Here is a 25604-nt window from a genome sequence, read left to right as displayed (position 1 = left end):
CCCGCACGACGAAGCGGCCCGCACCGGGAACATCCGGTGCGGGCCGCTTCGTCGTGCCTCTCGGGTCAGGACAGTCCGAGCTCGTTGTCGAGGAGGTCGAAGACCTCGTCGTCGGAGGCGGAGTCGAAGTCGAAGTCCTCGTCGTCCGAGGCGGCTTCACGGTCGGCTCCCGCGCCGGCGTCCCGCAGGGCGCCCCACTTCGCCATGAGCAGCTCCAGGCGGCCCGCTATCTGCTCGTGGGCCTCCTCCGTGACGTCGAGTCCACCGAACGCCTTCTCCAGCCTGTCGAGCTCGTTCAGAAGCGCTTCCGGGCCGGAGGCCGACTCGGGTGCGATCCGCGTCAGGAGATGGTCGACGAGTTCGACCGGCGTCGGGTGGTCGAAGAGCAGGGTCGCCGGAAGCCTGACCTCGGCGAGCGTGCTCAGCCGGTTGCGGAGCTCGATCGCGGTCAGGGAGTCGAAGCCGAGATCCTGGAACGCCTGGTCCGGGTCGATCTCCGCTGCTCCGTCGTGACCCAGCACGATCGCGATCTGGCCCCGTACGGTCTCCAGCACGACCTCGTGCGCCTCGGCCGCGGACAGCCCGGTCAGGCGCTGTACGAGACCGGAGGCGACGGCCGTACCGGACGCCGACGTGCGCCGGGTGCGGGTACGGATCAGACCGCGCAGCAGCGGCAGGGGCTCACCCTGAGCACGCAGGGCCGCGAGGTCCAGGCGGACGGGCAGCAGCACGGGCCCGGCGGCGAGAGCGGCGTCGAACAGTGCCACGCCCTCCGCGGCCGACAGCTCGGGCATGCCCGAGCGGGCGATCCGCTGGAGATCGGCTTCCGTGAGGGTGCCGGTCATGCCCCCGTCCTGGGCCCAGGGGCCCCATGCCAGGGACACCGCGGGCATTCCCTGCGCCCGGCGGTGGTGTGCCAGGGCGTCGAGGAACGCATTGCCGGCCGCGTAGTTGGCCTGGCCGGAGCTGCCGAAGGTGCCCGCGACGGAGGAGAAGACCACGAAGGCGTCGAGGTCCAGATCCTTGGTCGCCTCGTGCAGGTTCCACGCCGCGTCCACCTTGGGCCGCAGAACGGCCGACAGACGCTCCGGGGTCAGCGACGCGATGACACCGTCATCGAGAACACCGGCGGTGTGCACGACCGCGGTGAGCGAATGCCGTGCCACCAGGCCCGCCACAGCGGCCCGGTCAGTCACATCACATGCCTCGACGGTCACATCGGCACCCTGCTCGGCCAGCTCGGCGACGAGCTCCTCGGCGCCTGCGGCGGCCAAGCCACTGCGGCTGACCAGCACCAGGCTCCGTACGCCGTGCTCCGCCACCAGGTGACGAGCCATCACACGACCCAGACCACCCGTACCACCGGTGATCAGAACCGTGCCCGAGGCGTCCCACGTGACATCTGCGGTGCTCTGCGCCTCCGCCCGGGCGAGACGGGCCGCGAGCACCTGACCTCCGCGCAGCAGCAACTGCGGTTCGTCGGACGCGAGAGCCCGAGGCAGAACGGTCACGTCGGTGTCGCTTCCGCCGTCCAGGTCCACCAGGCCGAAGCGGCCCGGGTTCTCCGACCCCGCGGAACGGACCAGGCCCTGGACAGCGGCTCCGGCGAGGTTGTCACCGGCTGTCGCGCCACGGGTCACGAACACCAGGCGCGAGTCCGCGAACCGCTCGTCCGCCAGCCACGACCGCACCAGAGCCAACGCCCGGGCGGTCGCCTCGTGCACGGACTCCACGGTGCCGGCGGCGCCGGAGGACGGCGCGACCAGTACGACCTCGGGGGCGTCCGCCTCGCTCAAGGCGTCCAGATCGGCGTGGAACTGCAGGGCGAGCCCGTTCATGAGGCCCTCGGGGTCCTTGCCGAGCGCGGCGAGCGAACCGATGGGCTCGCCCGTCGACTCGACGCGGGTCCAGTCGAGCGTGAAGAGGGAGTCCCGATCGCCGGTCCGCAGCTGGTCCGCGGAGATCGGACGTACGACGAGCGAGTCCACCGAGGCGACCGGCGCTCCGGCCGCATCGGCCATCGCGATCGACACACCGTCCTCGGTCCGGCTCAGGCGCACCCGCACTTGCGAGGCGCCGGAGGCGTGCAGCGACACACCGGTCCACGAGAACGGGACGGCGGCTCCGGCCTCTCCCCCGGCCGCCATCGACGCGTGCAGCGCGGCGTCGAAGAGTGCCGGGTGCAGACCGTAGGCCGCACCCTCCGTGCCCTCGGGCAGCCGGACCTCGGCGTAGACGTCCTCACCCAGTTTCCAGGCCGCCTGAAGGCCCTGGAAGGCCGGGCCGTAGAGGAACCCGGACTCGGCGAACCGGTCGTAGCAGCCCTCCACATCGACCGGCTCGGCACCCGTGGGAGGCCACACCGAGGTGTCGAAGGCCGGTGTCTCGGATCCGGTGGTCACCGAACCGCTCGCGTGCAGCGTCCACGGCTCCTCACCCTCACGCGAGTGCACCGCCACGGCCCGGTTGCCGGACTCGTCGGGCTCACCGACCCACACCTGCACCTGCACACCGCCGCCGGAAGCCGGCAGCACCAGCGGGGCGGCGAGGGTCAGCTCCTCCAGGACGTCGCAACCGACCTCATCGGCAGCACGCAACGCGAGCTCCACCAGGGCCGTACCCGGCACCAGTACCGAACCCATCACCACATGATCCGCGAGCCACGCATGCGACGAAACCGACAAACGGCCCGTAAAGAGCAGCCCACCGGAACCGGCCAGTTCCACGGCAGCGCCCAGCAGCGGGTGTTCCGCCGAACCCAGACCCGCCGACCGGACGTCACCGGCACGCAGCGCCCCGCCCGCGGGCCAGAACCGCTCGTGCTGGAAGGCGTACGTCGGCAGATCGACCTGACGCGCACCGGTACCGGCGAACAGCGCCGGCCAGTCCACCCGCACGCCCTGGACGTACAACTTCCCCAGGGCTTCGAATACAGCGGTCTCCTCGCCCCTGTTCTTACGCAGGAGGGGAACAGGTGCGGTCTCCTCGGGCAGGGACTCGCGGGCCATGGCCGAGAGCGTGCCGTCGGGGCCGAGTTCCAGGAACCGGGCCACGCCTTCCGCGGTCAGCGCCTGGATGCCGTCGGCGAAACGCACCGCTTCACGCACATGACGCACCCAGTACTCGGCAGAGGCCAACTGCCCCGGCTCAGCGAGCCCACCGGTCAGGTTCGAGACCACCGGAACCGTCGGCGTGCCGAACGACAAGCCCGCCACGACCGCGCGGAACTCCTCCAGCATCGGGTCCATCAACGGCGAGTGGAACGCGTGCGAGACCCGCAGCCTGCTCGACTTCCTTCCCTCACCCTCGAAGTGGGCGGCGATGGCGAGTACGGCTTCTTCGGCTCCGGAGACCACCACTGAAGCCGGGCCGTTGACGGCCGCGATCGACACGCCCTCGCCCTCCGTGAGCAGCGGCAGCACCTCGGCCTCCGCCGCCTGAACAGCGACCATGGCACCGCCCGTGGGCAGCGCCTGCATCAGCCGACCACGAGCCGCCACCAAAGCGCAGGCATCAGCCAGCGAGAACACACCAGCCACATGCGCGGCCGCGATCTCACCCACCGAGTGCCCGGCCACGAACTCAGGCCGCACACCCCACGACTCCACCAGCCGGAACAGAGCCACCTCAATGGCGAACAGCGCGGTCTGGGCGTACGCGGTCTGATTCAGCAGCTCCGCGTCCTCACCCCAGACCACATCCCGCAACGGACGCTCCACATGCTCATCCAGCCCCGCGCACACCGCGTCGAAAGCCCCCGCGAACACCGGGAAACGGGCATACAGCTCACGGCCCATACCCAACCGCTGCGAACCCTGACCCGAGAACAGGAACGCCGTCTTCCCGGCGCCCACCGCACCCGCGACCACACCCGGACCCGTCTCACCGACCGCGACGGCCGACAGCGCCCGCACCAGATCGTGTCGGCCGACGCCCCACACCACTGCGCGGTGTCCGAAGCTCGACCGGGCCGTCACCAACGAGTAGGCGAGGTCCGTGGCCCGCAGTCCGGGGTCGGCGTCGAGGTGGGAGAGCAGTCGTGCGGCCTGGTCCCGCAGCGCGGTCGCGGACCTGGCGGACACCACGACCGGCACGAGCCCGTCCGTGTCCGCGCCGACCTGCGGCTCCTCGGCCTCGGCCGGCTCCGGCTGCTCCAGGATCACGTGCGCGTTCGTACCGCTGATCCCGAACGAGGAGATACCGGCGCGTCGCCATCCGGCGCCCTCCGGCCAGGCCGTCGGCTCCGTGAGGAGTTCGACGGCCCCGGCCGACCAGTCCACGTGCGACGACGGCGCGTCGACGTGCAGGGTGCGCGGAAGCTCACCGTGGCGCATCGCCATCACCATCTTGATCACACCCGCGACGCCCGCCGCGGCCTGCGCGTGACCGATGTTCGACTTCACCGAGCCCAAGAGCAGCGGGCGGTCTTCGGGGCGGTCCTGACCGTAGGTCGCGAGCAGCGCCTGGGCCTCGATCGGGTCGCCCAGCGTGGTGCCCGTACCGTGCGCCTCGACCGCGTCCACGTCCGCCGCCGACAGCCCGGCACTCGCCAGCGCCTGACGGATCACGCGCTGCTGCGACGGACCGTTGGGAGCCGTAAGACCGTTCGAGGCACCGTCCTGGTTCACCGCGCTGCCCCGCACCGTCGCGAGGACCTGGTGCCCGTTGCGGCGCGCGTCCGACAGGCGCTCCAGGACCAGCATGCCGACACCCTCACCCCAGCCGACACCGTCAGCCGCGTCCGAGAACGCCTTGCACCGCCCGTCCGGGGAGAGGCCACGCTGACGCGAGAACTCCACGAACGTCGTCGGCGTCGACATCACCGTGACACCACCCGCCATGGCCAGGGAGCACTCTCCCGTACGCAGCGACTGCGCGGCCAGGTGCAGCGCGACCAGCGACGACGAGCACGCGGTGTCGACCGTGACGGCCGGGCCCTCGAAGCCGAAGGTGTAGGACACCCGGCCCGAGGCCACGCTGCCCGCGCTGCCGCTGCCCTGGTGACCCTCGAACTCGGGTCCGGCGACGAGATTGGCGTAGTCGTTGTACATCACGCCCGCGAAGACACCGGTCTGGCTGCCGCGCAGGGCGGCCGGGTCGATGCCGGCGCGCTCAAGCGCCTCCCACGTCGTCTCCAGCAGCAACCGCTGCTGCGAGTCCGTCGCCAGCGCCTCCCGGGGGCTCATCCCGAAGAATGCGGGGTCGAACTCCGCCGCCTCCTTGAGGAACCCGCCCGCGCGGGTGTAGCTCGTCCCCGTGTGCCCGGGGTCGGGGTTGTAGAGCGCCTCCACGTCCCAGCCGCGGTCGGCCGGGAAGTCGGAGACGGCGTCCACACCGTCCGACACCAGCCGCCACAGGTCCTCGGGCGAAGCCACGCCGCCCGGATAGCGGCAGCTCATCCCGACGATCACCACGGGATCGTCCGTGACGACGGCCGGTACCCGCACCGGCGACGACACCACGGGCTCCGCGCCGAACAGCTCGTCCAGCAGCAGGCCCACCAGCGCGTCCGCCGTCGGGTAGTCGAACACCGCGGTGGCCGAGAGACGCAGGCCGGTCACGTCGTTGACCCGGTTGCGCAGTTCGACAGCCGTCAGGGAGTCGAAGCCGAGGTCCTGGAAGGCCCGGGTCGGGTCGATCTCCGCGGATCCGGCATGTCCGAGGACCGTCGCGATCTGACCGCGTACGACGTCCAGCAGTACCTCACGCCGGTCCGCCGTGGACAGGCCGGTCAGGCGCTGTACGAGACCGGAGGCGACGGCCGTACCGGACGCCGACGTGCGCCGGGTGCGGGTACGGATCAGACCGCGCAGGAGCGGCTGGGGTTCCCCCTGGGCGCGCAGGGCCGCGAGGTCCAGGCGGACGGGGAGCACCATGGGCTCGGTGGCGGCGAGGGCGGCGTCGAAGAGGGCGACGCCTTCCTCGGCCGACAGCGGCGGCATCCCGGAACGGGCCATGCGCTGAACGTCGGCGTCCGTGAGAGTGCCGGTCATGCCGCTGTCCTGGGACCAGGGGCCCCACGCCAGTGACACGGCCGGGAGCCCCTGCGTCCGGCGGTGGTGGGCCAGGGCGTCGAGGAAGGTGTTACCCGCCGCGTAGTTGGCCTGACCGGAACCACCGAACGTGCCCGCGACGGAGGAGAAGACCACGAACGCGTCGAGCTCCAGACCCTTGGTCGCCTCGTGCAGGTTCCACGCCGCGTCCACCTTGGGCCGCAGAACGGCCGACAGACGCTCCGGGGTCAGCGACGCGATGACGCCGTCATCCAGAACGCCGGCCGTGTGCACGACCGCGGTGAGCGAATGCCGTGCCACCAGGTCCGCCACAGCAGCCCGGTCGGTGACATCACACGCCTCGACGGCGGCGGTCGCGCCACGCAGCGCGAGCTCGGCGACGAGGTCCTCGGCGCCTTCCGCGGCGAGGCCCCGACGGCTGACCAGCACGAGGTTCCGTACGCCGTGCTCCGCGACCAGGTGACGGGCCATCACACGGCCGAGGCCACCCGTACCGCCGGTGATCAGGACCGTGCCCGAGGCGTCCCACGTGACATCTGCGGTGCTCTGCGCCTCCGCCCGGGCGAGACGGGCCGCGAGGACCTGACCGTCACGGATCAGCAACTGCGGCTCATCGGTGGCGAGCGCCTGCGACAGCACCGTCACATCGGCATCACCCGCCAGATCCACCAGACCGAACCGGCCCGGACTCTCCGACTGCGCCGACCGCACCAGACCCCACACAGCAGCACTTGCGAGATCGTCACCCGACACGGCACCACGGGACACGAACACCAGACGCGAGTCCGCGAACCGCTCGTCCGCCAGCCACGACTGCACCAAGCCCAGTGCCCAGGCTGTCGCCTCATGCACGGACTCCACGACGTCGGCGGAACCCGCGGACGCCGGGACGAGCACGACGTCGGGAACGCCGTTCCCGGCGAGGGCTGCCAGATCCGCGTGGGCCTGGAGCGGGAGCTCCTTCAAGAGGTCCTCGGTGTCCTCGCCCAGTACGGCGAGCGACCCGAGGGGCTCACCGGCGAGCTGAACCCCGGTCCAGTCGAGCGTGAAGAGGGAGTCCCGGTCGCCGGTCCGCAGCTGATCCGCGGAGATCGGACGTACGACGAGCGACTCGACCGAGGCGACGGGCGCACCCGCCGGGTCCACGATCGCGAGCGACGCTCCGCCGTCGACCTCACGGATTCGGACACGGATGTGCGAGGCGCCGGAGGCGTGCAGCGAGACACCGGTCCACGAGAACGGGACGGCGGCTTCAGCCTCTCCCCCGGCCGCCATCGACGCGTGCAGCGCGGCGTCGAAGAGCGCCGGGTGCAGACCGTAGGCCGCACCGTCCGTGCCCTCGGGCAGCCGGACCTCGGCGAACACCTCGTCGCCAAGCTTCCAGGCAGCCTGAAGGCCCTGGAACACCGGCCCGTAAGCGAACCCGCCGTCCTCGAACCGCTCGTAGCAGCTCGTCACATCGACCGGCTCGGCACCCGTGGGAGGCCACACCGAGGTATCGAAGACCGGTACCTCGGATCCGGTGGCCACCGAACCGCTGGCATGCAGCGTCCACGGCTCCTCACCCTCACGCGAGTGCACCGCCACCGCCCGGTTACCCGACTCATCAGGCTCACCGACCCACACCTGCACCTGCACACCACCACCGGAAGCCGGCAACACCAACGGGGCAGCGAGAGTCAGCTCCTCCAGAACGTCGCAACCAACCTCATCAGCAGCACGCAACGCCAGCTCCACCAGCGCCGTACCCGGCACCAGCACCGAACCCATCACCACATGATCCGCGAGCCACGCATGCGAAGTGGTCGACAACCGCCCGGTGAACAACAGCCCACCCGAACCCGCCAACTCCACCGCAGCACCCAGCAACGGATGCTCCGCCGAACCCAGACCCGCCGACCGGACGTCACCGGAGCGGGCCCCGGTCGCCGCGGGCCAGAACCGAGTGCGCTGGAAGGCGTACGTCGGCAGGTCGACCTGCCGGGCGCCGGTACCGGCGAACACGGCGGTCCAGTCGACCGGCACGCCCTGGACGTGCAGCCGTGCCAAGGCCGTGAGCAGCGCCGTTTCCTCGGCGCGGTCCTTGCGCAGTACGGGGGTGAGCACGGCTCCGTCCGGCGCGGACTCCGCAGCGAGCGCGGAGAGGGCGCCGTCGGGGCCGAGCTCCAGGAACACGGTCACCCCCTGGGCCCCCAGTGCGCGCACGCCGTCGGCGAACCGTACGGCCTCGCGGACGTGGGACACCCAGTACTCGGCCGAGCACAGTTGCTCGGCGGTGGCCGGCTCGCCGGTGACGTCGGAGACGAGCGGGATGCCGGGCGTGCCGTACGCGACGCGCTCGGCGACCGCGCGGAACTCGTCCAGCATCGGCTCCATCAGCGGCGAGTGGAACGCGTGCGAGACCCGCAGCCTGCTGGTCTTCCTGCCCTCACCCTCGAAGTGGGTACGGATCGCCTCGACGGCGGCCTCGGCCCCGGAGATCACCACCGACGACGGACCGTTGACGGCCGCGATCGCGACGTCCTCGGTCAGCAGCGGCCGGACCTCCTCCTCCGTGGTCCCGATCGCCGCCATCGCGCCGCCCGTGGGCAGCGCCTGCATGAGTCGGCCGCGTGCCGCCACCAGGGCGCAGGCGTCCGGCAGGGAGAAGACACCGGCGACGTGCGCGGCGGCGATCTCACCGACGGAGTGGCCCAGCAGGTGGTCGGGGCGTACGCCCCAGGCTTCCATCAGCCGGAACAGGGCGACCTCGATCGCGAACAGCGCCGTCTGCGCGTACGCGGTCCGGTTCAGCAGCTCCGCGTCCTCGCCCCAGACCACGTCCCGCAGCGGGCGGTCCAGGTGCTCGTCCAGGCCCGCGCACACCGCGTCGAAAGCCTCCGCGAACACCGGGAAACGGGCGTACAGCTCACGGCCCATGCCCAACCGCTGCGAGCCCTGACCCGAGAACAGGAAGGCGCGCTTGCCCGTGCGGGCCTCGCCTTCCGCCACGACGCCCGCGTCGCTCCGGCCCTCGGCCAGCGCGGCCAAGGGGCGTGCCAGGGCGTCCCGGTCGGCGGCCAGCAGCACCGCGCGGTGGTGGAAGCCCGAGCGGCTCGTCGCCAGCGAGTACGCGACGTCCGTGAGCCGCGTTCCGGGGTCGGCGTCGAGGTGGGAGAGCAGTCGTGCGGCCTGGTCCCGCAGCGCGGTCGCGGACCTGGCGGACAGCACGACCGGCACGAGCCCGTCCGTGTCCGCGCCGGCCTGCGGCTCCTCGGCCTCGGCCGGCTCCGGCTGCTCCAGGATCACGTGCGCGTTCGTACCGCTGATCCCGAACGAGGACACGCCCGCGCGCCGAGGCCGGCCGGCCTCGGGCCAGGTGGTCGGCTCGGTCAGCAGCTCCACCGCCCCGGCGGTCCAGTCGACGTGGCTCGACGGCGCGTCGACGTGCAGGGTGCGCGGAAGCTCACCGTGGCGCATCGCCATCACCATCTTGATCACACCCGCGACGCCCGCCGCGGCCTGTGTGTGACCGATGTTCGACTTCACCGTGCCGAGCAGCAGCGGCCGGTCCTCCGGCCGGTGCTGTCCGTAGGTCGCGAGCAGCGCCTGGGCCTCGATGGGGTCACCCAGGGTCGTACCGGTGCCATGGGCCTCGACGACGTCGACGTCGGCGGTGGACAGACCGCCGCTGGCCAGGGCCTGCCGGATGACGCGCTGCTGCGACGGGCCGTTGGGAGCGGTGAGGCCGTTGGAGGCACCGTCCTGGTTCACGGCGCTGCCTCGCACCGTCGCCAGGATCCGGTGCCCGTTCCGGCGGGCGTCCGAGAGCCGCTCCAGGACCAGGATGCCGACGCCTTCGGACCAGCCCACGCCGTCGGCGCCGTCGGCGAACGCCTTGCAGCGCCCGTCCGGGGAGAGGCCGTTCTGGCGGGAGAACTCCACGAAGGTCAGCGGGGTGGACATCACCGTCACACCGCCGGCGAGCGCCAGGGAGCACTCGCCCGACCGCAGCGACTGCGCGGCCAGGTGCAGCGCGACCAGCGACGACGAGCACGCGGTGTCGACCGTGACGGCCGGGCCCTCGAAGCCGAAGTTGTAGGACACCCGGCCCGAGGCCACGCTTCCCGCGCTGCCGCTGCCCTGGTATCCCTCGAACTCGCGCCCGGCGAGGAGCTGGGAGTAGTCGTGGTACATCACGCCCGCGAAGACACCGGTCCGGCTGCCGCGCAGGGCGGCCGGGTCCATGCCGGCGCGCTCAAGCGCCTCCCATGTCGTCTCCAGCAGCAGGCGCTGCTGGGAGTCGGTGGTCAGGGCCTCCCGGGGGCTCATCCCGAAGAACTCGGGGTCGAACTCCCCGGCGTCGTGCAGGAATCCGCCGGAGCGGGTGGCGATGGCGCCCTCGCGCTCCGGGTCGTACGTGTCGTCGATCTCCCAGCCGCGGTCGGTCGGGAAGCCGGAGACGGCGTCCACACCGTCCGACACCAGCCGCCACAGGTCCTCGGGGGAGGTGACCCCGCCGGGGAAGCGGCAGCTCATCCCGACGATGACGACCGGGTCGTCCGTCAGCGGCGGCAGGGCCGGTACGAGGGACGCCTCGTCCGTGTCCGCGCCGAACAGCTCGTCGAGGAGGTGACCGGCCAGGGCGTCGGCCGTCGGGTAGTCGAACACGGCCGTCGCCGACAGCCGCAGGCCGGTGGCCTTGCCCAGTCCGTTGCGGAGCTCGATCGCGGTCAGGGAGTCGAAGCCGAGGTCCTGGAACGCCTTCGACGCGTCGATGGTCTCCGGGTGGGCGTGGCCCAGGACCACGGCGATCCGGTCGCGCACCAGGTCCAGCAGCACCGCGCGCCGCTCGCCCTCGGACAGGCCGGTCAGGCGCTGTACGAGACCGGAGGCGACGGCCGTACCGGACGCCGACGTGCGCCGGGTGCGGGTACGAATCAGACCGCGCAGCAACGGCTGGGGTTCCCCCTGGGCGCGCAGGGCCGCGAGGTCCAGGCGGACGGGGAGCACCATGGGCTCGGTGGCGGCGAGGGCGGCGTCGAAGAGGGCGACGCCTTCCTCGGCCGACAGCGGCGGCATCCCGGAACGGGCCATGCGCTGAACGTCGGCGTCCGTGAGAGTGCCGGTCATGCCGCTGTCCTGGGACCAGGGGCCCCACGCCAGTGACACGGCCGGGAGCCCCTGCGTCCGGCGGTGGTGGGCCAGGGCGTCGAGGAAGGTGTTACCCGCCGCGTAGTTGGCCTGACCGGAACCACCGAACGTGCCCGCGACGGAGGAGAAGACCACGAACGCGTCGAGCTCCAGACCCTTGGTCGCCTCGTGCAGGTTCCACGCCGCGTCCACCTTGGGCCGCAGAACGGCCGACAGACGCTCCGGGGTCAGCGACGCGATGACGCCGTCATCCAGAACGCCGGCCGTGTGCACGACCGCGGTGAGCGAATGCCGTGCCACCAGATCCGCCACAGCAGCCCGGTCGGTGACATCGCACGCCTCGACGGTCACATCGGCACCTTGCTCGGCCAGCTCGGCGACGAGCTCGTCGGCGCCTGCGGCCGCGAGGCCGCTGCGGCTGACGAGGAGCAGGCTCCGTACGCCGTGCTCCGCCACCAGGTGACGAGCCATCACACGGCCGAGACCACCCGTACCACCGGTGATCAGAACCGTGCCCGTCGCGTCCCACGTGACATCGTTCCGGGCCTCCGCTCGCGCGAGACGGGCCGCGAGAACCTGGTCGTCACGGATCAGCAACTGCGGCTCATCGGTGGCGAGCGCCTGCGACAGCACCGTCACGTCGGCGTCGCCGTCCAGATCCACCAGACCGAACCGGCCCGGGCTCTCCGACTGCGCCGACCGCACCAGACCCCACACAGCAGCACTTGCGAGGTCATCACCCGACACTGCACCACGGGACACGAACACCAGACGCGACTCCGCGAACCGCTCGTCCGCCAACCACGACCGCACCAGACCCAACGCCCAGGCGGTCGCCTCGTGCACGGACGCCACGACGTCGGTGGCACAGGCGGTCCGGGCGGCCAGTACGACCGCGGGGATCTCGGCCCCGGTCAGGGACTCCAGGTCCGTGTGCGTACGGAGCGGTTCTCCGTCCGGGCCGGGTTCGAGCTCGACGCGCGCGTCCGTGACCGGCACGGGCGTCCAGTCGAGCGTGAAGAGGGAGTCCCGGTCGCCGGTCCGCAGCTGGTCCGCGGAGACCGGCCGCAGGATCAGCGAGCCCACCGAGGCGACCGGCGCTCCGGCCGGGTCGGTCATCGCGAGCGACATCCCGTTCCCGGCGCGGCGGACACGGACGCGGAGGTCCGAGGCGCCGACGGCGTGCAGCGACACACCGGTCCACGAGAACGGGACGCCGCCCTCGTCGTCTCCCCCGCCGAACGCCGACGCGTGCAGCGCGGCGTCGAAGAGTGCCGGGTGCAGACCGTAGGCCGCACCGTCCGTGCCCTCGGGCAGCCGGACCTCGGCATAGACGTCCTCACCCAGCTTCCAGGCCGCCTGAAGGCCCTGGAAGGCCGGGCCGTAGAGGAACCCGGACTCGGCGAACCGGTCGTAGCAGCCCTCCACATCAACCGGCTCGGCACCTGCGGGAGGCCACACCGAGGTATCGAAAACGGGCGCCTCGGATCCGGTGGTCACCGAACCGCTCGCGTGCAGCGTCCACGGCTCCTCACCCTCACGCGAATGCACCGCCACGGCCCGGTTGCCGGACTCATCGGGCTCACCGACCCACACCTGCACCTGAACACCACCACCGGAAGCCGGCAGCACCAACGGCGCGGCGAGGGTCAACTCCTCCAGAACGTCGCAACCAACCTCATCAGCAGCACGCAACGCCAGCTCCACCAGCGCCGTACCCGGCACCAGCACCGAACCCATCACCACATGATCCGCGAGCCACGCATGCGAAGTGGTGGATAGCCGCCCGGTGAACAACAGCCCACCCGAACCCGCCAACTCCACCGCAGCACCCAGCAGCGGGTGTTCCGCCGAACCCAGACCCGCGAACCGTACGTCACCGGCACGCAGCGCCCCGCCCGCGGGCCAGAACCGCTCGTGCTGGAACGCGTACGTCGGCAGGTCGACCTGCCGGGCGCCGGTACCGGCGAACAGCGCCGGCCAGTCCACCCGTACGCCCTGGACGTACATCCGGCCCAGGGCGTCCAGGATCGCCGTGTCCTCGGGCCGGTCCTTGCGCAGGACGGGTGTGAGGACGGCGTCCTCGGACACCGATTCCCCGGCCATGGCCGACAGGACTCCGTCGGGGCCGAGTTCCAGGAACCGGGTCACGCCTTCCGCGGTCAGTGCCTGGATGCCGTCGGCGAAGCGCACCGCTTCACGCACATGACGCACCCAGTACTCGGCAGAGGCCAACTGCCCCGACTCGGCGAGCCCACCGGTCAGATTCGAGACCACCGGAACCGTCGGCGTGCCGAACGACAAGCCCGCCACGACCGCACGGAACTCCTCCAACATCGGCTCCATCAACGGCGAGTGGAACGCGTGCGACACCCGCAGCCTGCTGGTCTTCCTTCCCTCACCCTCGAAGTGGGTACGGATCGCCTCGACGGCGGTCTCCTCGCCGGAGACCACCACCGACGACGGGCCGTTGACGGCCGCGATCGACACGCCCTCCGCCAGCAGCGGCAGCACCTCGGCCTCCGCCGCCTGAACAGCGACCATGGCACCGCCGGTGGGCAGGGCCTGCATCAGCCGACCACGAGCCGCCACCAGGGCGCAGGCATCCGGCAGCGAGAAGACTCCGGCCACATGCGCGGCCGCGATCTCGCCGACCGAGTGCCCAGCCACGAACTCCGGGCGCACACCCCACGACTCCACCAGCCGGAACAGAGCCACCTCGATCGCGAACAACGCCGTCTGCGCGTACGCGGTCCGGTTCAGCAGCTCCGCGTCCTCACCCCAGACCACGTCCCGCAACGGACGGTCCAGGTGCTCGTCGAGCCCCGCGCACACCGCGTCGAAAGCCTCCGCGAACACCGGGAAACGGGCATACAGCTCACGGCCCATACCCAACCGCTGCGAACCCTGACCCGAGAACAGGAACGCCGTCTTCCCGGCGCCCACCGCACCCGCGACCACACCCGGACCCGTCTCACCGACCGCGACGGCCGACAGCGCCCGCACCAGGTCGCAGCGTTCCGTGCCCCGGACCACCGCGCGGTGGGTGAAGCTCGACCGGCCGACGGCCAGGGAGTAGCCGATGTCCCGTGCGGACAGCTCGTCGTGGCCGGCCACGTGGGACAGCAGGCGTGCCGCCTGGCCGCGCAGGGCCGCCTCGGTCCTGCCCGAGAGCACCAGGGGCAGCACGTCCGCGTCGGGCTCCGGGGTGTCCTCGACGGCTTCGGCCGGCTCGGGCTGTTCCAGGATGACGTGCGCGTTCGTACCGCTGACGCCGAAGGAGGAGACGCCCGCGCGGCGGCGCTCGGACTCGGGCCACGCGGCGGGCTCGGTGAGGAGTTCGACGGCCCCGGCCGACCAGTCCACGTGCGACGACGGCGCGTCGACGTGCAGAGTCCTGGGCAGGACGCCGTGGCGCATCGCCAGGACCATCTTGATCACACCGGCGACGCCGGAGGCGGCCTGTGCGTGGCCGATGTTCGACTTCACCGTGCCGAGGAGCAGGGGGCGGTCCTCGGGGCGGTCCTGACCGTAGGTCGCGAGCAGCGCCTGGGCCTCGATCGGGTCACCCAGGGTCGTACCGGTGCCATGGGCCTCGACCGCGTCCACGTCCGCCGCCGACAGACCGGCGCTCGCCAGGGCCTGGCGGATCACGCGCTGCTGCGACGGGCCGTTGGGGGCGGTGAGGCCGTTCGAGGCACCGTCCTGGTTCACGGCGCTGCCTCGTACGACCGCCAGGACCTGGTGTCCGTTGCGGCGCGCGTCCGACAGGCGCTCCAGGACCAGCATGCCGACGCCCTCGCCCCAGCCGACGCCGTCGGCCGCGTCCGAGAACGCCTTGCACCGTCCGTCGGCGGAGAGTCCGCGCTGGCGGGAGAACTCCACGAACGTCGTCGGCGTCGACATCACCGTGACACCGCCGGCGAGCGCCAGGGAGCATTCGCCGGAGCGCAGCGCCTGTGCCGCCCAGTGCAGTGCCACCAGGGACGAGGAGCACGCGGTGTCGACCGTGACGGCCGGGCCCTCGAAGCCGAAGGTGTACGAGACGCGGCCGGAGGCGATGCTGGCCGCGCTGCCGTTGCCGCGGTAGCCCTCGAACTGGTCGCCGACCAGGATCTCGCTGTAGTCGTTGTACATCACGCCGGCGAAGACGCCGGTGCGGCTGCCTCGGAGGGTCGCCGGGTCGATGCCCGCCCGCTCGATCGCCTCCCAGGTGGATTCGAGCAGCAGTCGCTGCTGCGAGTCCGTGGCCAGTGCCTCCCGGGGGCTCATGCCGAAGAACTCGGGGTCGAAGTCCCCGGCCTGGTGGAGGAATCCGCCGGAGCGGGTGTAGGAGGTGCCGAGGGCGTCCGGGTCGGGGCTGTAGAGCGCTTCCACGTCCCAGCCGCGGTCGGCCGGGAAGTCGGAGACGGCGTCCACACCGTCCGACACCAGCCGCCACAGGTCCTCGGGCGAGGCCACGCCGCCCGGGTAGCGGCAGCTCATCCCGACGATCACCACGGGGTCGTCGGCGAGGACGGCGGGCACCGGAACCGGCGGCGCGGCCTCCTCCGTCGCCCCGCCGAACAGCTCGTCCAGCAGATAGCCGACCAGCGCGTCCGCCGTGGGGTAGTCGAAGACGGCGGTGGCCGAGAGGCGCAGCCCCGTCGCCTTGTTGATCCGGTTGCGCAGCTCGACCGCGGTGAGGGAGTCGAAGCCCAGTTCCTGGAAGGCCCGGGCCGGGTCGACCGTCAGCGGGTTCGCGTGGCCGAGGACCACGGCGATCTGGGCGCGCACCAGGTCCAGGAGCACCTCGCGGCGTTCCACGGCGCCCAGTCCGGAGAGGCGTCCGAGCAGGCCGGACGCCGCGGCCGAGGCGGCGACGGTGGAGCGGCGGGCACGGGTCCTGATCAGCCCGCGGAGCAGCGCGGGGATGTCCTCCTGCTCGCGCAGCGCGGCCAGGTCGAAGCGTACGGGGAGTACGAGCGCGGCGTCGGCGGCCAGTGCGGCGTCGAAGAGTGCCACGCCCTCGGCGGGGGTGAGTTCGGGCATGCCCTGGCGGGCGATGCGCTGGAGGTCGGCGTCCGACAGGGTGCCGGTCATGCCGCCGTCCTGGGACCAGGGGCCCCACGCCAGGGACACGGCCGGCAGGCCGGTGGCGCGGCGGTGGTGCGCGAGGGCGTCGAGGAAGGTGTTGCCCGCCGCGTAGTTGCCCTGTCCGGCGCTGCCCACGGTGCCGGCCACGGAGGAGAAGACGACGAAGGCGTCGAGGTCCAGTTCCTTGGTCGCCTCGTGCAGGTTCCACGCCGCGTCGACCTTGGGCCGCAGGACTGCCGCCAGACGCTCCGGGGTCAGCGATGCGATGACGCCGTCGTCGAGGACGCCGGCCGTGTGCACGACCGCGGTGAGCGAGTGGTGTGCCACCAGATCCGCCACGGCGGCCCGGTCGGTGACGTCGCACGCCTCCACGGTCACGTCGGCGCCCTGCTCGGCCAGCTCGGCGACGAGCTCGTCGGCGCCTTCCGCGGCGGGGCCCCGGCGGCTGACCAGCACGAGGTTCCGTACGCCGTGCTCCGCGACCAAGTGACGGGCCATCACACGGCCCAGGCCGCCCGTGCCGCCGGTGATCAGGACCGTGCCGGTCGCGTCCCAGGCGGGTGCGTCGTGCGTCCGGTCCTGTGCCCTTGCCAGCCGTGCGGCGAGCACCTCGCCACCGCGCACCAGCAGCTGGGGCTCGTCCGAGGCCAGGGCCCGGGGCAGGACCGTCAGGTCGGCGTCGCCGTCCAGCTCCACCAGGCCGAAGCGGCCGGGGTTCTCCGACTGCGCCGACCGGACCAGGCCCCACACGGTGGCGGCCGCCAGGTCGTCGCCGGAGAGGGCGCCACGGGTGACGAACACCAGGCGCGAGTCCGCGAACCGCTCGTCCGCCAGCCACGACTGCGCCAGGCCGAGCGCCCGGGCGGCCGTGGTGTGCGCCGACTCCACCACATCGGTGGGCTCGGGCGTCACGGGAGCCAGCACCACCGCCGGCACCCGGCCGGACCCGGCCAGGGCCGCCAGGTCGGCGTGGCTCTCGAAGGGCGCGCCGGTGAGGGTGCCGATCGTCGCCGGGGTCTCCGCGGTGCCGGCCCGGGGCAGGCGTACGGGGTTCCACTTGACGTGGAACAGCGCGTCGCGCGCGACGGGGCTCGCGCCGCCGCCCAGTTGGCCGGCGGAGACCGCGCGGACGGTCAGGGCGCCGACGGAGGCGACCGGTCCGCCCTCGGTGTCGGCGACGTCGACGGACACGGTGTCGGTGCCGTGCCGGACGATGCGGACCCGTACCGCCGAGGCGCCGGAGGCGTGCAGCGAGACGCCCTCCCAGGAGAAGGGCACGACGCCCTGGTCCATGCCGTTGACGGCGCAGACGTGCAGGGCCGCGTCGAGGAGCGCCGGGTGCAGGCCGTACGCGGGGGCGTCGGCTTCGGCGATCTCGGGCAGGGCGACCTCGGCGAACGTCTCGTCGCCCCGGCGCCAGGCCGTCCGCAGGCCCCGGAAGTGGGGTCCGTAGTCGAACCCGCCCTCGGCGAAGCCCGGGTAGAGACCGGTCAGGTCGACGGGCTCGGCGTCGGTGGGCGGCCAGGGCTCGGCGTGGAAGTCGTGGCCGGGCTCGGGGGCGCGCTCGCCCGTCGCGAGGACGCCGGTGGCGTGCTGGACCCACGGCCGGTCGCCGTCGCCCTCGGGCCGCGAGCGGGCGGTGAGGGTACGGTTCCCGGACTCGTCGGCGGGGCCGACGCGCAGCTGGAGCTGGACGCCGCCGTACTCGGGGAGGACGAGCGGCGCGGCCAGGGTGAGGTCGTCGATCCGGTCGCAGCCCACCTCGTCGGCGGCGCGGACGGCGAGTTCGACGAACGCCGTTCCCGGCAGCAGCACCGAGCCCATGATCGTGTGGTCGGCCAGCCAGGGGTGCGACTGGAGCGACAGGCGGGTGGTGAACAGCAGGCCGTCGCTGTCGGACAGTTCCACGGCGGTGCTGAGCAGCGGGTGTCCGGCCGCTTCGAGGCCGGCGGCGCCGATGTCCCCGGTGCCGGTGAGGCCGGGCGTGGGCCAGAACCGCTGGCGCTGGAAGGCGTACGTCGGCAGGTCGACGGTGCGTGCGCCGGTGCCGGCGAAGAACGCGTCCCAGTTGAGGGCAGTGCCCTGTACGTGCAGCTGGGCGAGGGCGGTGAGGAGCGTCGGCTCCTCCGGGCGGTCCTTGCGCAGGGCGGGTACGAGGGCGGTCTCGTCCGGCAGCGACTCGCGGGCCATGGCCGAGAGCGTGCCGTCGGGGCCGAGCTCCAGGAAGCGCGTCACGCCCTCGTCGTGCAGGGCCCGGACGCCGTCGGCGAACCGTACGGCCTCGCGGACGTGGGTCACCCAGTACTCGGCCGAGCACAGCTGTCCGGGGGTGGCGAGGGCGCCGGTCACGTTGGAGACGACGGTGAGTTGCGGCGTGCCGTAGGTGAGGTTCTCGGCGACGGTGCGGAACTCGTCCAGCATCGGGTCCATGAGGGGTGAGTGGAAGGCGTGCGAGACCCGCAGCCTGCTGGTCTTCCTGCCCTCGCCCTCGAAGTGGGTACGGATCGCCTCGACGGCGGCCTCGGTGCCGGAGAGCACGGTGGCCGAGGGGCCGTTGATCGCCGCGATGGCGACGTCGCCGGTCAGGTGGGGGCGGATCTCGTCCTCGGTGGCCCGGATCGCCGCCATGGCGCCGCCGGTGGGCAGGGCCTGCATCAGCCGGCCGCGGGCCGCCACCAGGGCGCAGGCGTCGGCCAGGGAGAAGACTCCGGCCACGTGCGCGGCGGCGATCTCGCCGACCGAGTGCCCGGCCACGAACTCCGGGCGCACACCCCATGACTCGACCAGCCGGAACAGGGCGACCTCGATGGCGAACAGCGCGGTCTGGGCGTACGCGGTCCGGTTCAGCAGCTCCGCGTCCTCGCCCCAGACCACGTCCCGCAGCGGGCGGTCCAGGTGCTCGTCCAGGCCGGCGCACACCGCGTCGAAAGCCTCCGCGAACGCGGGGTGACGGGCGTACAGCTCACGGCCCATGCCCAGTCGCTGCGAGCCCTGGCCGGAGAAGAGCACGGCGTCCTTGCCCGTGCGCGCCGTGCCCGTGGTGAGGGCGGCGTCGGCGTCGCCGGTGGCCAGGGCGGTCAGGGCGCGTACGGCGGCGTCGTGGTCGTCGGCCCGGACGGCGGCGCGGTGCGGGAAGCCGGTGCGGGCGGTCGCCAGGGTGTAGGCGGCGTCCGTGAGGCGCGGCGCGGAGTCGGCGCCGAGGTGGGACAGCAGGCGTTCCGCCTGGGCGCGCAGGGCCTCTTCCGTCCTGCCGGAGAGCAGGAGCGGCAGCGTTCCTCCGGAGGTGGCGGCCGGTGCTTCGGGGGTCGCGGCCGGTGCCTCGGGCTCTTCGGGCTCGGGCTGCTCCAGGATCACGTGCGCGTTGGTGCCGCTGATACCGAACGCGGAGACGGCCGCCCGCCTCGGGAGGCCCGTGCCGGGCCAGTCCGTCCGCTCGGTGAGCAGCTCGACCGCGCCGCCGGTCCAGTCGACGTGCGGGGTGGGCTCGTCGAGGTGCAGGGTGCGGGGCAGCACCCCGTGGCGCATCGCCAGCACCATCTTCATCACGCCCGCCGCACCGGCGGCGGCCTGGGTGTGTCCGAGGTTGGACTTCACGGCGCCCAGCAGGAGGGGGCGGCCCTCGGGCCGGTCCTGTCCGTAGGTGGCGAGGAGCGCCTGGGCCTCGATGGGGTCGCCGAGCGCGGTGCCGGTGCCGTGGGCCTCCACGGCGTCGATCTCGGACGGGGTGAGGCCGGCGTTGGCCAGGGCCTGGCGGATGACGCGCTGCTGGGAGGGGCCGCTGGGGGCGCTCAGGCCGTTCGACGCGCCGTCCTGGTTGACCGCCGTGCCGCGCACGACGGCCAGCACGCGGTGCCCGTTGCGGCGGGCGTCGGAGAGCCGCTCGACGAGCAGCAGGCCGGCGCCCTCGCTCCAGCCGGTGCCGTCGGCGCCCGCCGCGAAGGGCTTGCAGCGGCCGTCGGGGGCCAGTCCGCGCTGCCGGGAGAACTCCACGAAGGCGGACGGCGACGACATCACCGTCACACCGCCGGCGAGGGCGAGCGAGCACTCGCCCGACCGCAGGGACTGCACCGCCATGTGCAGGGCGACCAGCGCCGACGAGCAGGCCGTGTCGACCGTGACGGCCGGGCCCTCGAAGCCGAAGGTGTACGAGACGCGGCCGGAGATCACGCTCATGGCGTTGCCGGTGAGCGCGTGGCCGGCGACCTCGTCGCGTGCCGCGTCCAGGACCGTGCGGTAGTCCTGGGCGTTGGTGCCGGCGAAGACGCCGGTGCTGCTGCCCCGCAGGGTCTCCGGGTCGATGCCCGCGTGTTCGAGGGCCTCCCAGGTGGTCTCCAGGAGCAGCCGCTGCTGGGGGTCCATGGCGAGGGCCTCGCGCGGCGAGATGCCGAAGAAGTCCGCGTCGAAGCCGGCCGCGTCATCGAGGAAGCCGCCGTCGCGGGCGTAGCTGGTGCCCTGGTGGTCGGGGTCGGGGTGGTAGAGCCGGTCGAGGTCCCAGCCCCGGTCGCCGGGCAGCGGGGAGATCGCGTCCGCGCCCTCGGACAGCAGGCGCCAGAGGTCGTCCGGGGAGCTCACGCCGCCGGGGAAGCGGCAGGCCATGCCGACGATGACGACGGGCTCGTCGAGGGCGGCGGCCGAGGGCGCCACGAGCGCGACGGACCCGGCGGTGCCGAGGATCTCCGTCCGCAGGAGCTCGGCGATGTCGGTGCACGTGGGGTGGTCGTAGAGCAGGGTGGCGGGCAGCCGGAGCCCCGCCGCCGCGGAGACGCGGTTGCGCAGCTCGACCGCCATCAGCGAGTCGAATCCCATCTCGCGGAAGGCCCGTCGGGGGTCGACGGTGTCCGGGGAGGGGTGTCCGAGGGTCTTGGCGGCCTCTTCCCGGACCATCCGCAGCAGGACGCGTTCCTGTTCGGCGGCCGGCAGCGCGCCGATCCGGTCGCGCAGCGGGGAGCGGTCCTCGCGGGGCCGGTCGCCGGCGCCGAGGGCCTGGCGGACCTCGGGCAGGTCGCCGATGAGGGGGCTGGGGCGGACGGCGGTCAGGGCGGTGGCGTAGGCGGTCCAGTCCACGTCGGCCACGGTCACGTTCGCCATGCCCTGGGCGAGGGCCTGGCGCAGGGCGGCGAGCGCCGGGTCGGGGGCCATGGGGAGCAGTCCGTCGCGGCTCAGCCGGTCGGCGAGGTCGCCGTCCGTGGCCATGCCCTGCTCGGCCCAGGGGCCCCAGGCGACGGAGGTGGCGGGCAGCCCCTCGTGGTGCCGCTGTTCGGCGAGGGCGTCGAGGAAGGCGTTCGCGGCGCCGTAGTTCGCCTGTCCGGCGTTGCCCAGGACGCCGACGACCGAGGAGTACAGCACGAACATCTCCAGGTCCAGGTCCCGGGTGAGCTCGTGCAGGTTGAGGGCGGCGGTGGTCTTGGGGCGCAGGACGGTTTCGAAGCGTTCGGGGGTGAGCGCTTCGAGCACGCCGTCGTCGAGCACGCCCGCGGCGTGGACGACGCCGGTCAGGGGCAGTTCCCCGGGGATGTCCGCGAGGACGGCGGCGAGGGCGTCGCGGTCGGCGGCGTCGCAGGCGGCGACGGTGACCTTGGCGCCCCGGTCGGTGAGCGCGGCGGCGAGTTCGGGCGCGCCGGGCGCGTCGAGGCCTCGGCGGCCGGTGAGGACGAGGTGTTCCGCTCCGGCGTCGACCAGCCAGTGCGCGAGCCGCGCGCCCAGCGCGCCGGTGCCGCCGGTGACGAGGACGGTGCCGTGGGCGGTCCATCCGGCGCCGGTGTCGCCGCCGGGCGTGATGCGTGCCAGGCGGCGGGCGAAGGTGCCGGCCGGGCGGACGGCGACCTGGTCCTCGCCCCGGGCGAGCGCGTCGAGGAGGCCGGAGGCGATCCGGCCGTCCACGTTCTCGGGGAGGTCGACGAGGCCGCCCCAGCTCTGCGGGGCCTCCAGGGCGACCACGCGCCCGAGGCCCCACACCTGGGCCTGCACGGGGGCGGTGAGCGGGTCCCGCCGGTCGACGGCGACGGCGCCGCGGGTCACGCACCACAGCGGTGCCCGGATGTCCGCGGTCTCCAGGGCGCGCAGGAGGGCGGTGGTGGCGGTCACGCCCCGCGGTACGGAGGGGAGGTCCGGGTGGGCGTCCTCGTCGAGGGCCAGGAGGGAGAGGACGCCGTCGAAGGGCCCGTCCGGCAGCTCGAAGCCGTCGGTTCCGGGCAGGACGAACGACTCGGTCCGCAGGCCCTGTTCGCGGAGGGTGTCGAGGAGCCGGGCGGCCCAGGGGTCGTCGGTGGCCGCGGCGGGCAGGACGACCAGCCAGTTCCCGGTGGCCGTGGGGCCGGTGGAGGTGGTGAGGGGGGTCCAGTGCGCGCGGTAGCTCCAGCCGTCCGCCGTCGCCTGGGTCCTGCGCAGCCTGCGCCAGGCCGAGAGGGTGGGCAGGAGGCTGCCCAGCGAGTCGGCCTCGTTCCCGTCGAGGGCGAGGACGGCCGACAGGCCCTCCAGGTCCTCGCGTTCGACGGCTTCCCAGAATCCGGCTTCGCCCGCTTCGGTGGCCTGGCCCTCACCGGTCGTGCCGGCCGGGTCCAGCCAGTACCACTGGCGCTGGAAGGGGTAGGTCGGCAGCTCGACGGGGGTGGCGCCGGGCGTGCCGAGGCAGGTGGACCAGTCGACGCGGGCGCCGTGCGCGAAGGCGGCGGCGACGGCCTCGGCGAGGGCCTGCGTCTCGGGGCGGCCGGTGCGCAGGAGGGGGACGGCGGTGGGCTCTTCGAGGGTGGTCAGGGAGTCCTGGACCATCGGGGTGAGCACACCGCGGGGGCCGATCTCCACGAAGGCGGTGACGCCCTCGGCCTCCAGGGTACGGACGGCCGTGTGGAAGCGGACGGCCTCGCGGACCTGCCGGACCCAGTACTCGGGCGAGCGCATCTGCTCGGCGGTGGCGAGCTCGCCGGTCACCGTGGACACGACGGGGATGCGCGGGGCGTGGAACGTCAGGCTCTCGGCGACGGCCCGGAAGTCCGCCAGCATGGCGTCCATGCGCGGCGAGTGGAAGGCGTGGCTCACCCGCAGTCGCTTGGTGCGGCGGCCCCGCTCTTCCCAGAGGGCGGCGATGCGGGCGACGGTCTCCTCGTCGCCCGAGACGACCGTGGAGTCGGGCCCGTTGACCGCCGCGAGGGAGGCGCTGTCCTCGTGGCCGGCGAGGGAGACGAGGGCCTCCTCCTCGGTGGCCTGGATCGCGACCATGGCGCCGCCCTCGGGCAGCGCCTGCATGAGGGTGCCGCGCGCGGCGACCAGCCGGGCGGCGTCCGCCAGGGAGAGGACGCCCGCCACGTGGGCGGCGGTGAGCTCGCCGATGGAGTGGCCGGCGACGAACTGCGGTGCCATGCCCCAGGACTCGACGAGCCGGAACAGGGCTGTCTCCAGGGCGAAGAGCGCGGCCTGGGTGTACGCGGTCCGGTCGAGGAGGGCGGCCTCCGCGCTGCCCTCCTCGGCGAGGGCGATGTCGCGGACCGGCCGCTCCAGGTGCGGGTCGAGCTCGGCGCACACCGCGTCGAACGCCTTGGCGAACTCGGGGTGGGCCTCGTACAGCTCGCGTCCCGTGCCGGGGCGCTGGGAGCCCTGGCCGGAGAAGAGGAAGGCGAGGGGCGCCTTGGCGGCGACGCCGGTCACCAGGCCGGCGGCGGTGCGGTCCTCGGCGAGGGCGTCCAGGCCGGCGAGGAACGCGTCCCGGTCCTCGGCGACGACGACGGCGCGGTGCTCCATGAGGGACCGGCCGGCCACGAGGGAGTGGGCGACGGCGGCCGGTTCGAGGTGGGGCAGGGCGCGGACGTGGCGGGCGAGCCGCGCGGCCTGGGCCCGCAGGGCGTCGTCGGTGCGCGCGGACAGGATCCAGGGCAGCGCGCCGGGGCGGGTGGCCGGGGCGGGCGCGGGTTCGGTCTCGTTCGGGGGTGCCTGCTCCAGGACGACGTGGGCGTTGGTGCCGCTGATGCCGAAGGCGGAGACGGCGGCGCGGCGCGGCCGGTCGGTCACGGGCCAGGGTTCGAGCGCGGTGAGGAGCCTGGCGTTGCCCTCGTCCCAGTCGACGTGGGGGCTGGGCTCGTCCGTGTGCAGGGTCCCGGGCAGCTGCCCGTGCCGCATCGCCATGACCATCTTCATGACGCCGGCGATGCCCGCGGCGGACTGGGTGTGTCCGATGTTGGACTTGAGGGAGCCGATGAGTACGGGCCGGTCCTCGGGGCGCTGTTGGCCATAAGTGGCGAGGAGGGCCTGGGCCTCGATGGGGTCGCCGAGCGTGGTGCCGGTGCCGTGCGCCTCCACGGCGTCGACGTCGGCGGCGGTGAGGCCGGCGGCGGCCAGCGCCTGGCGGATGACGCGCTGCTGGGACGGGCCGTTGGGGGCGGTGAGGCCGTTGGAGGCGCCGTCCTGGTTGACGGCCGAGCCCTTCAGCACGGCGAGGACGGGGTGGCCGTTGCGCACCGCGTCGGAGAGCCGTTCGGCCACCAGCAGGCCGACGCCCTCGCTCCAGCCGGTGCCGTCGGCGGCGGCCGCGAAGGGCTTGCAGCGGCTGTCGGGGGCGAGTCCGCGCTGCCGGGAGAAGTCCACGTACAGCTGCGGCGTGGACATGATGGTCGCGCCGCCCACGAGGGCGAGGGAGCACTCGCCGCGCCGCAGGGCGTTCGCCGCGAGGTGCAGTGCCACCAGTGAGGAGGAGCAGGCCGTGTCCACGGTCAGGGCGGGGCCCTCCAGGCCGAGGACGTAGGAGATCCGGCCGGAGGCGATGCTGATGAGGTTGCCGGTGAGCAGGTGTCCGCCGACTTCGCCCTGGTGCCGGCCGGCCTCGTGGTCGTAGCCTCCGTGGCCGGTGCCGACGAACACGCCGGTGCTGCTGCCCGCGAGGGACGACGGATCGATGCCGGCCCGCTCGACGGCCTCCCAGGCGGTCTCCAGGAGCAGCCGCTGCTGGGGGTCCATGGCGAGGGCCTCGCGCGGGGAGATCCCGAAGAAGCCGGGGTCGAACTCGCCCGCCTCGTGGAGGAAGCCGCCCTCCCGGGCGTAGGAGGTGCCCGGGTGGTCGGGGTCGGGGTGGAAGAGCCCGCCGAGGTCCCAGCCGCGGTTCCCGGGGAAGGAGGAGATCGCGTCAACGCCGTCCCGGGCCAGCTCCCACAGCTCTTCGGGGGAGCGGACACCGCCGGGGAAGCGGCAGGCCATGGAGACTATCGCGATGGGCTCGCGCTGCTTCTGCTCCGTTTCGCCCAATTGCTGACGCGTCTCGTGAAGGTCTGCGATCGCGCGCTTGAGGTACTCGCGCAGCTTCTCCTCGTGGGACATCAGGAAGCCAACCCCTCAGTGGAATGCCGGACCTGGGGCACAGAGCGTCGACACTCACGTCTGACCCATTTTCACGGCCAT

General features: G+C 73.1%; 1 protein-coding gene. It reads right to left on the bottom strand.

The features are described from left to right. Positions 1–65: 65 nt before the first annotated feature. Positions 66–25523: a type I polyketide synthase gene (locus AF335_RS14755; RefSeq protein WP_102918845.1), complete on the bottom strand. Its 25458-nt coding sequence runs from the start codon at positions 25521–25523 to the stop codon at positions 66–68. Between the last annotated feature and the right edge of the window lie 81 nt (positions 25524–25604).

Origin of the sequence: Streptomyces eurocidicus (genome assembly GCF_002891295.1) — a bacterium.
In the GTDB taxonomy this organism is placed as follows: Bacteria; Actinomycetota; Actinomycetes; order Streptomycetales; family Streptomycetaceae; genus Streptomyces; species Streptomyces eurocidicus.
Note: the sequence above shows the minus strand (reverse complement) of the source record. Positions and strands in the feature narration are given on the sequence as shown.

Excerpts from the sequence above, each read along its gene's own strand:
- AF335_RS14755 (WP_102918845.1), bottom strand. The coding sequence starts at position 25,523 with ATGTCCCACGAGGAGAAGCTGCGCGAGTACCTCAAGCGCGCGATCGCA.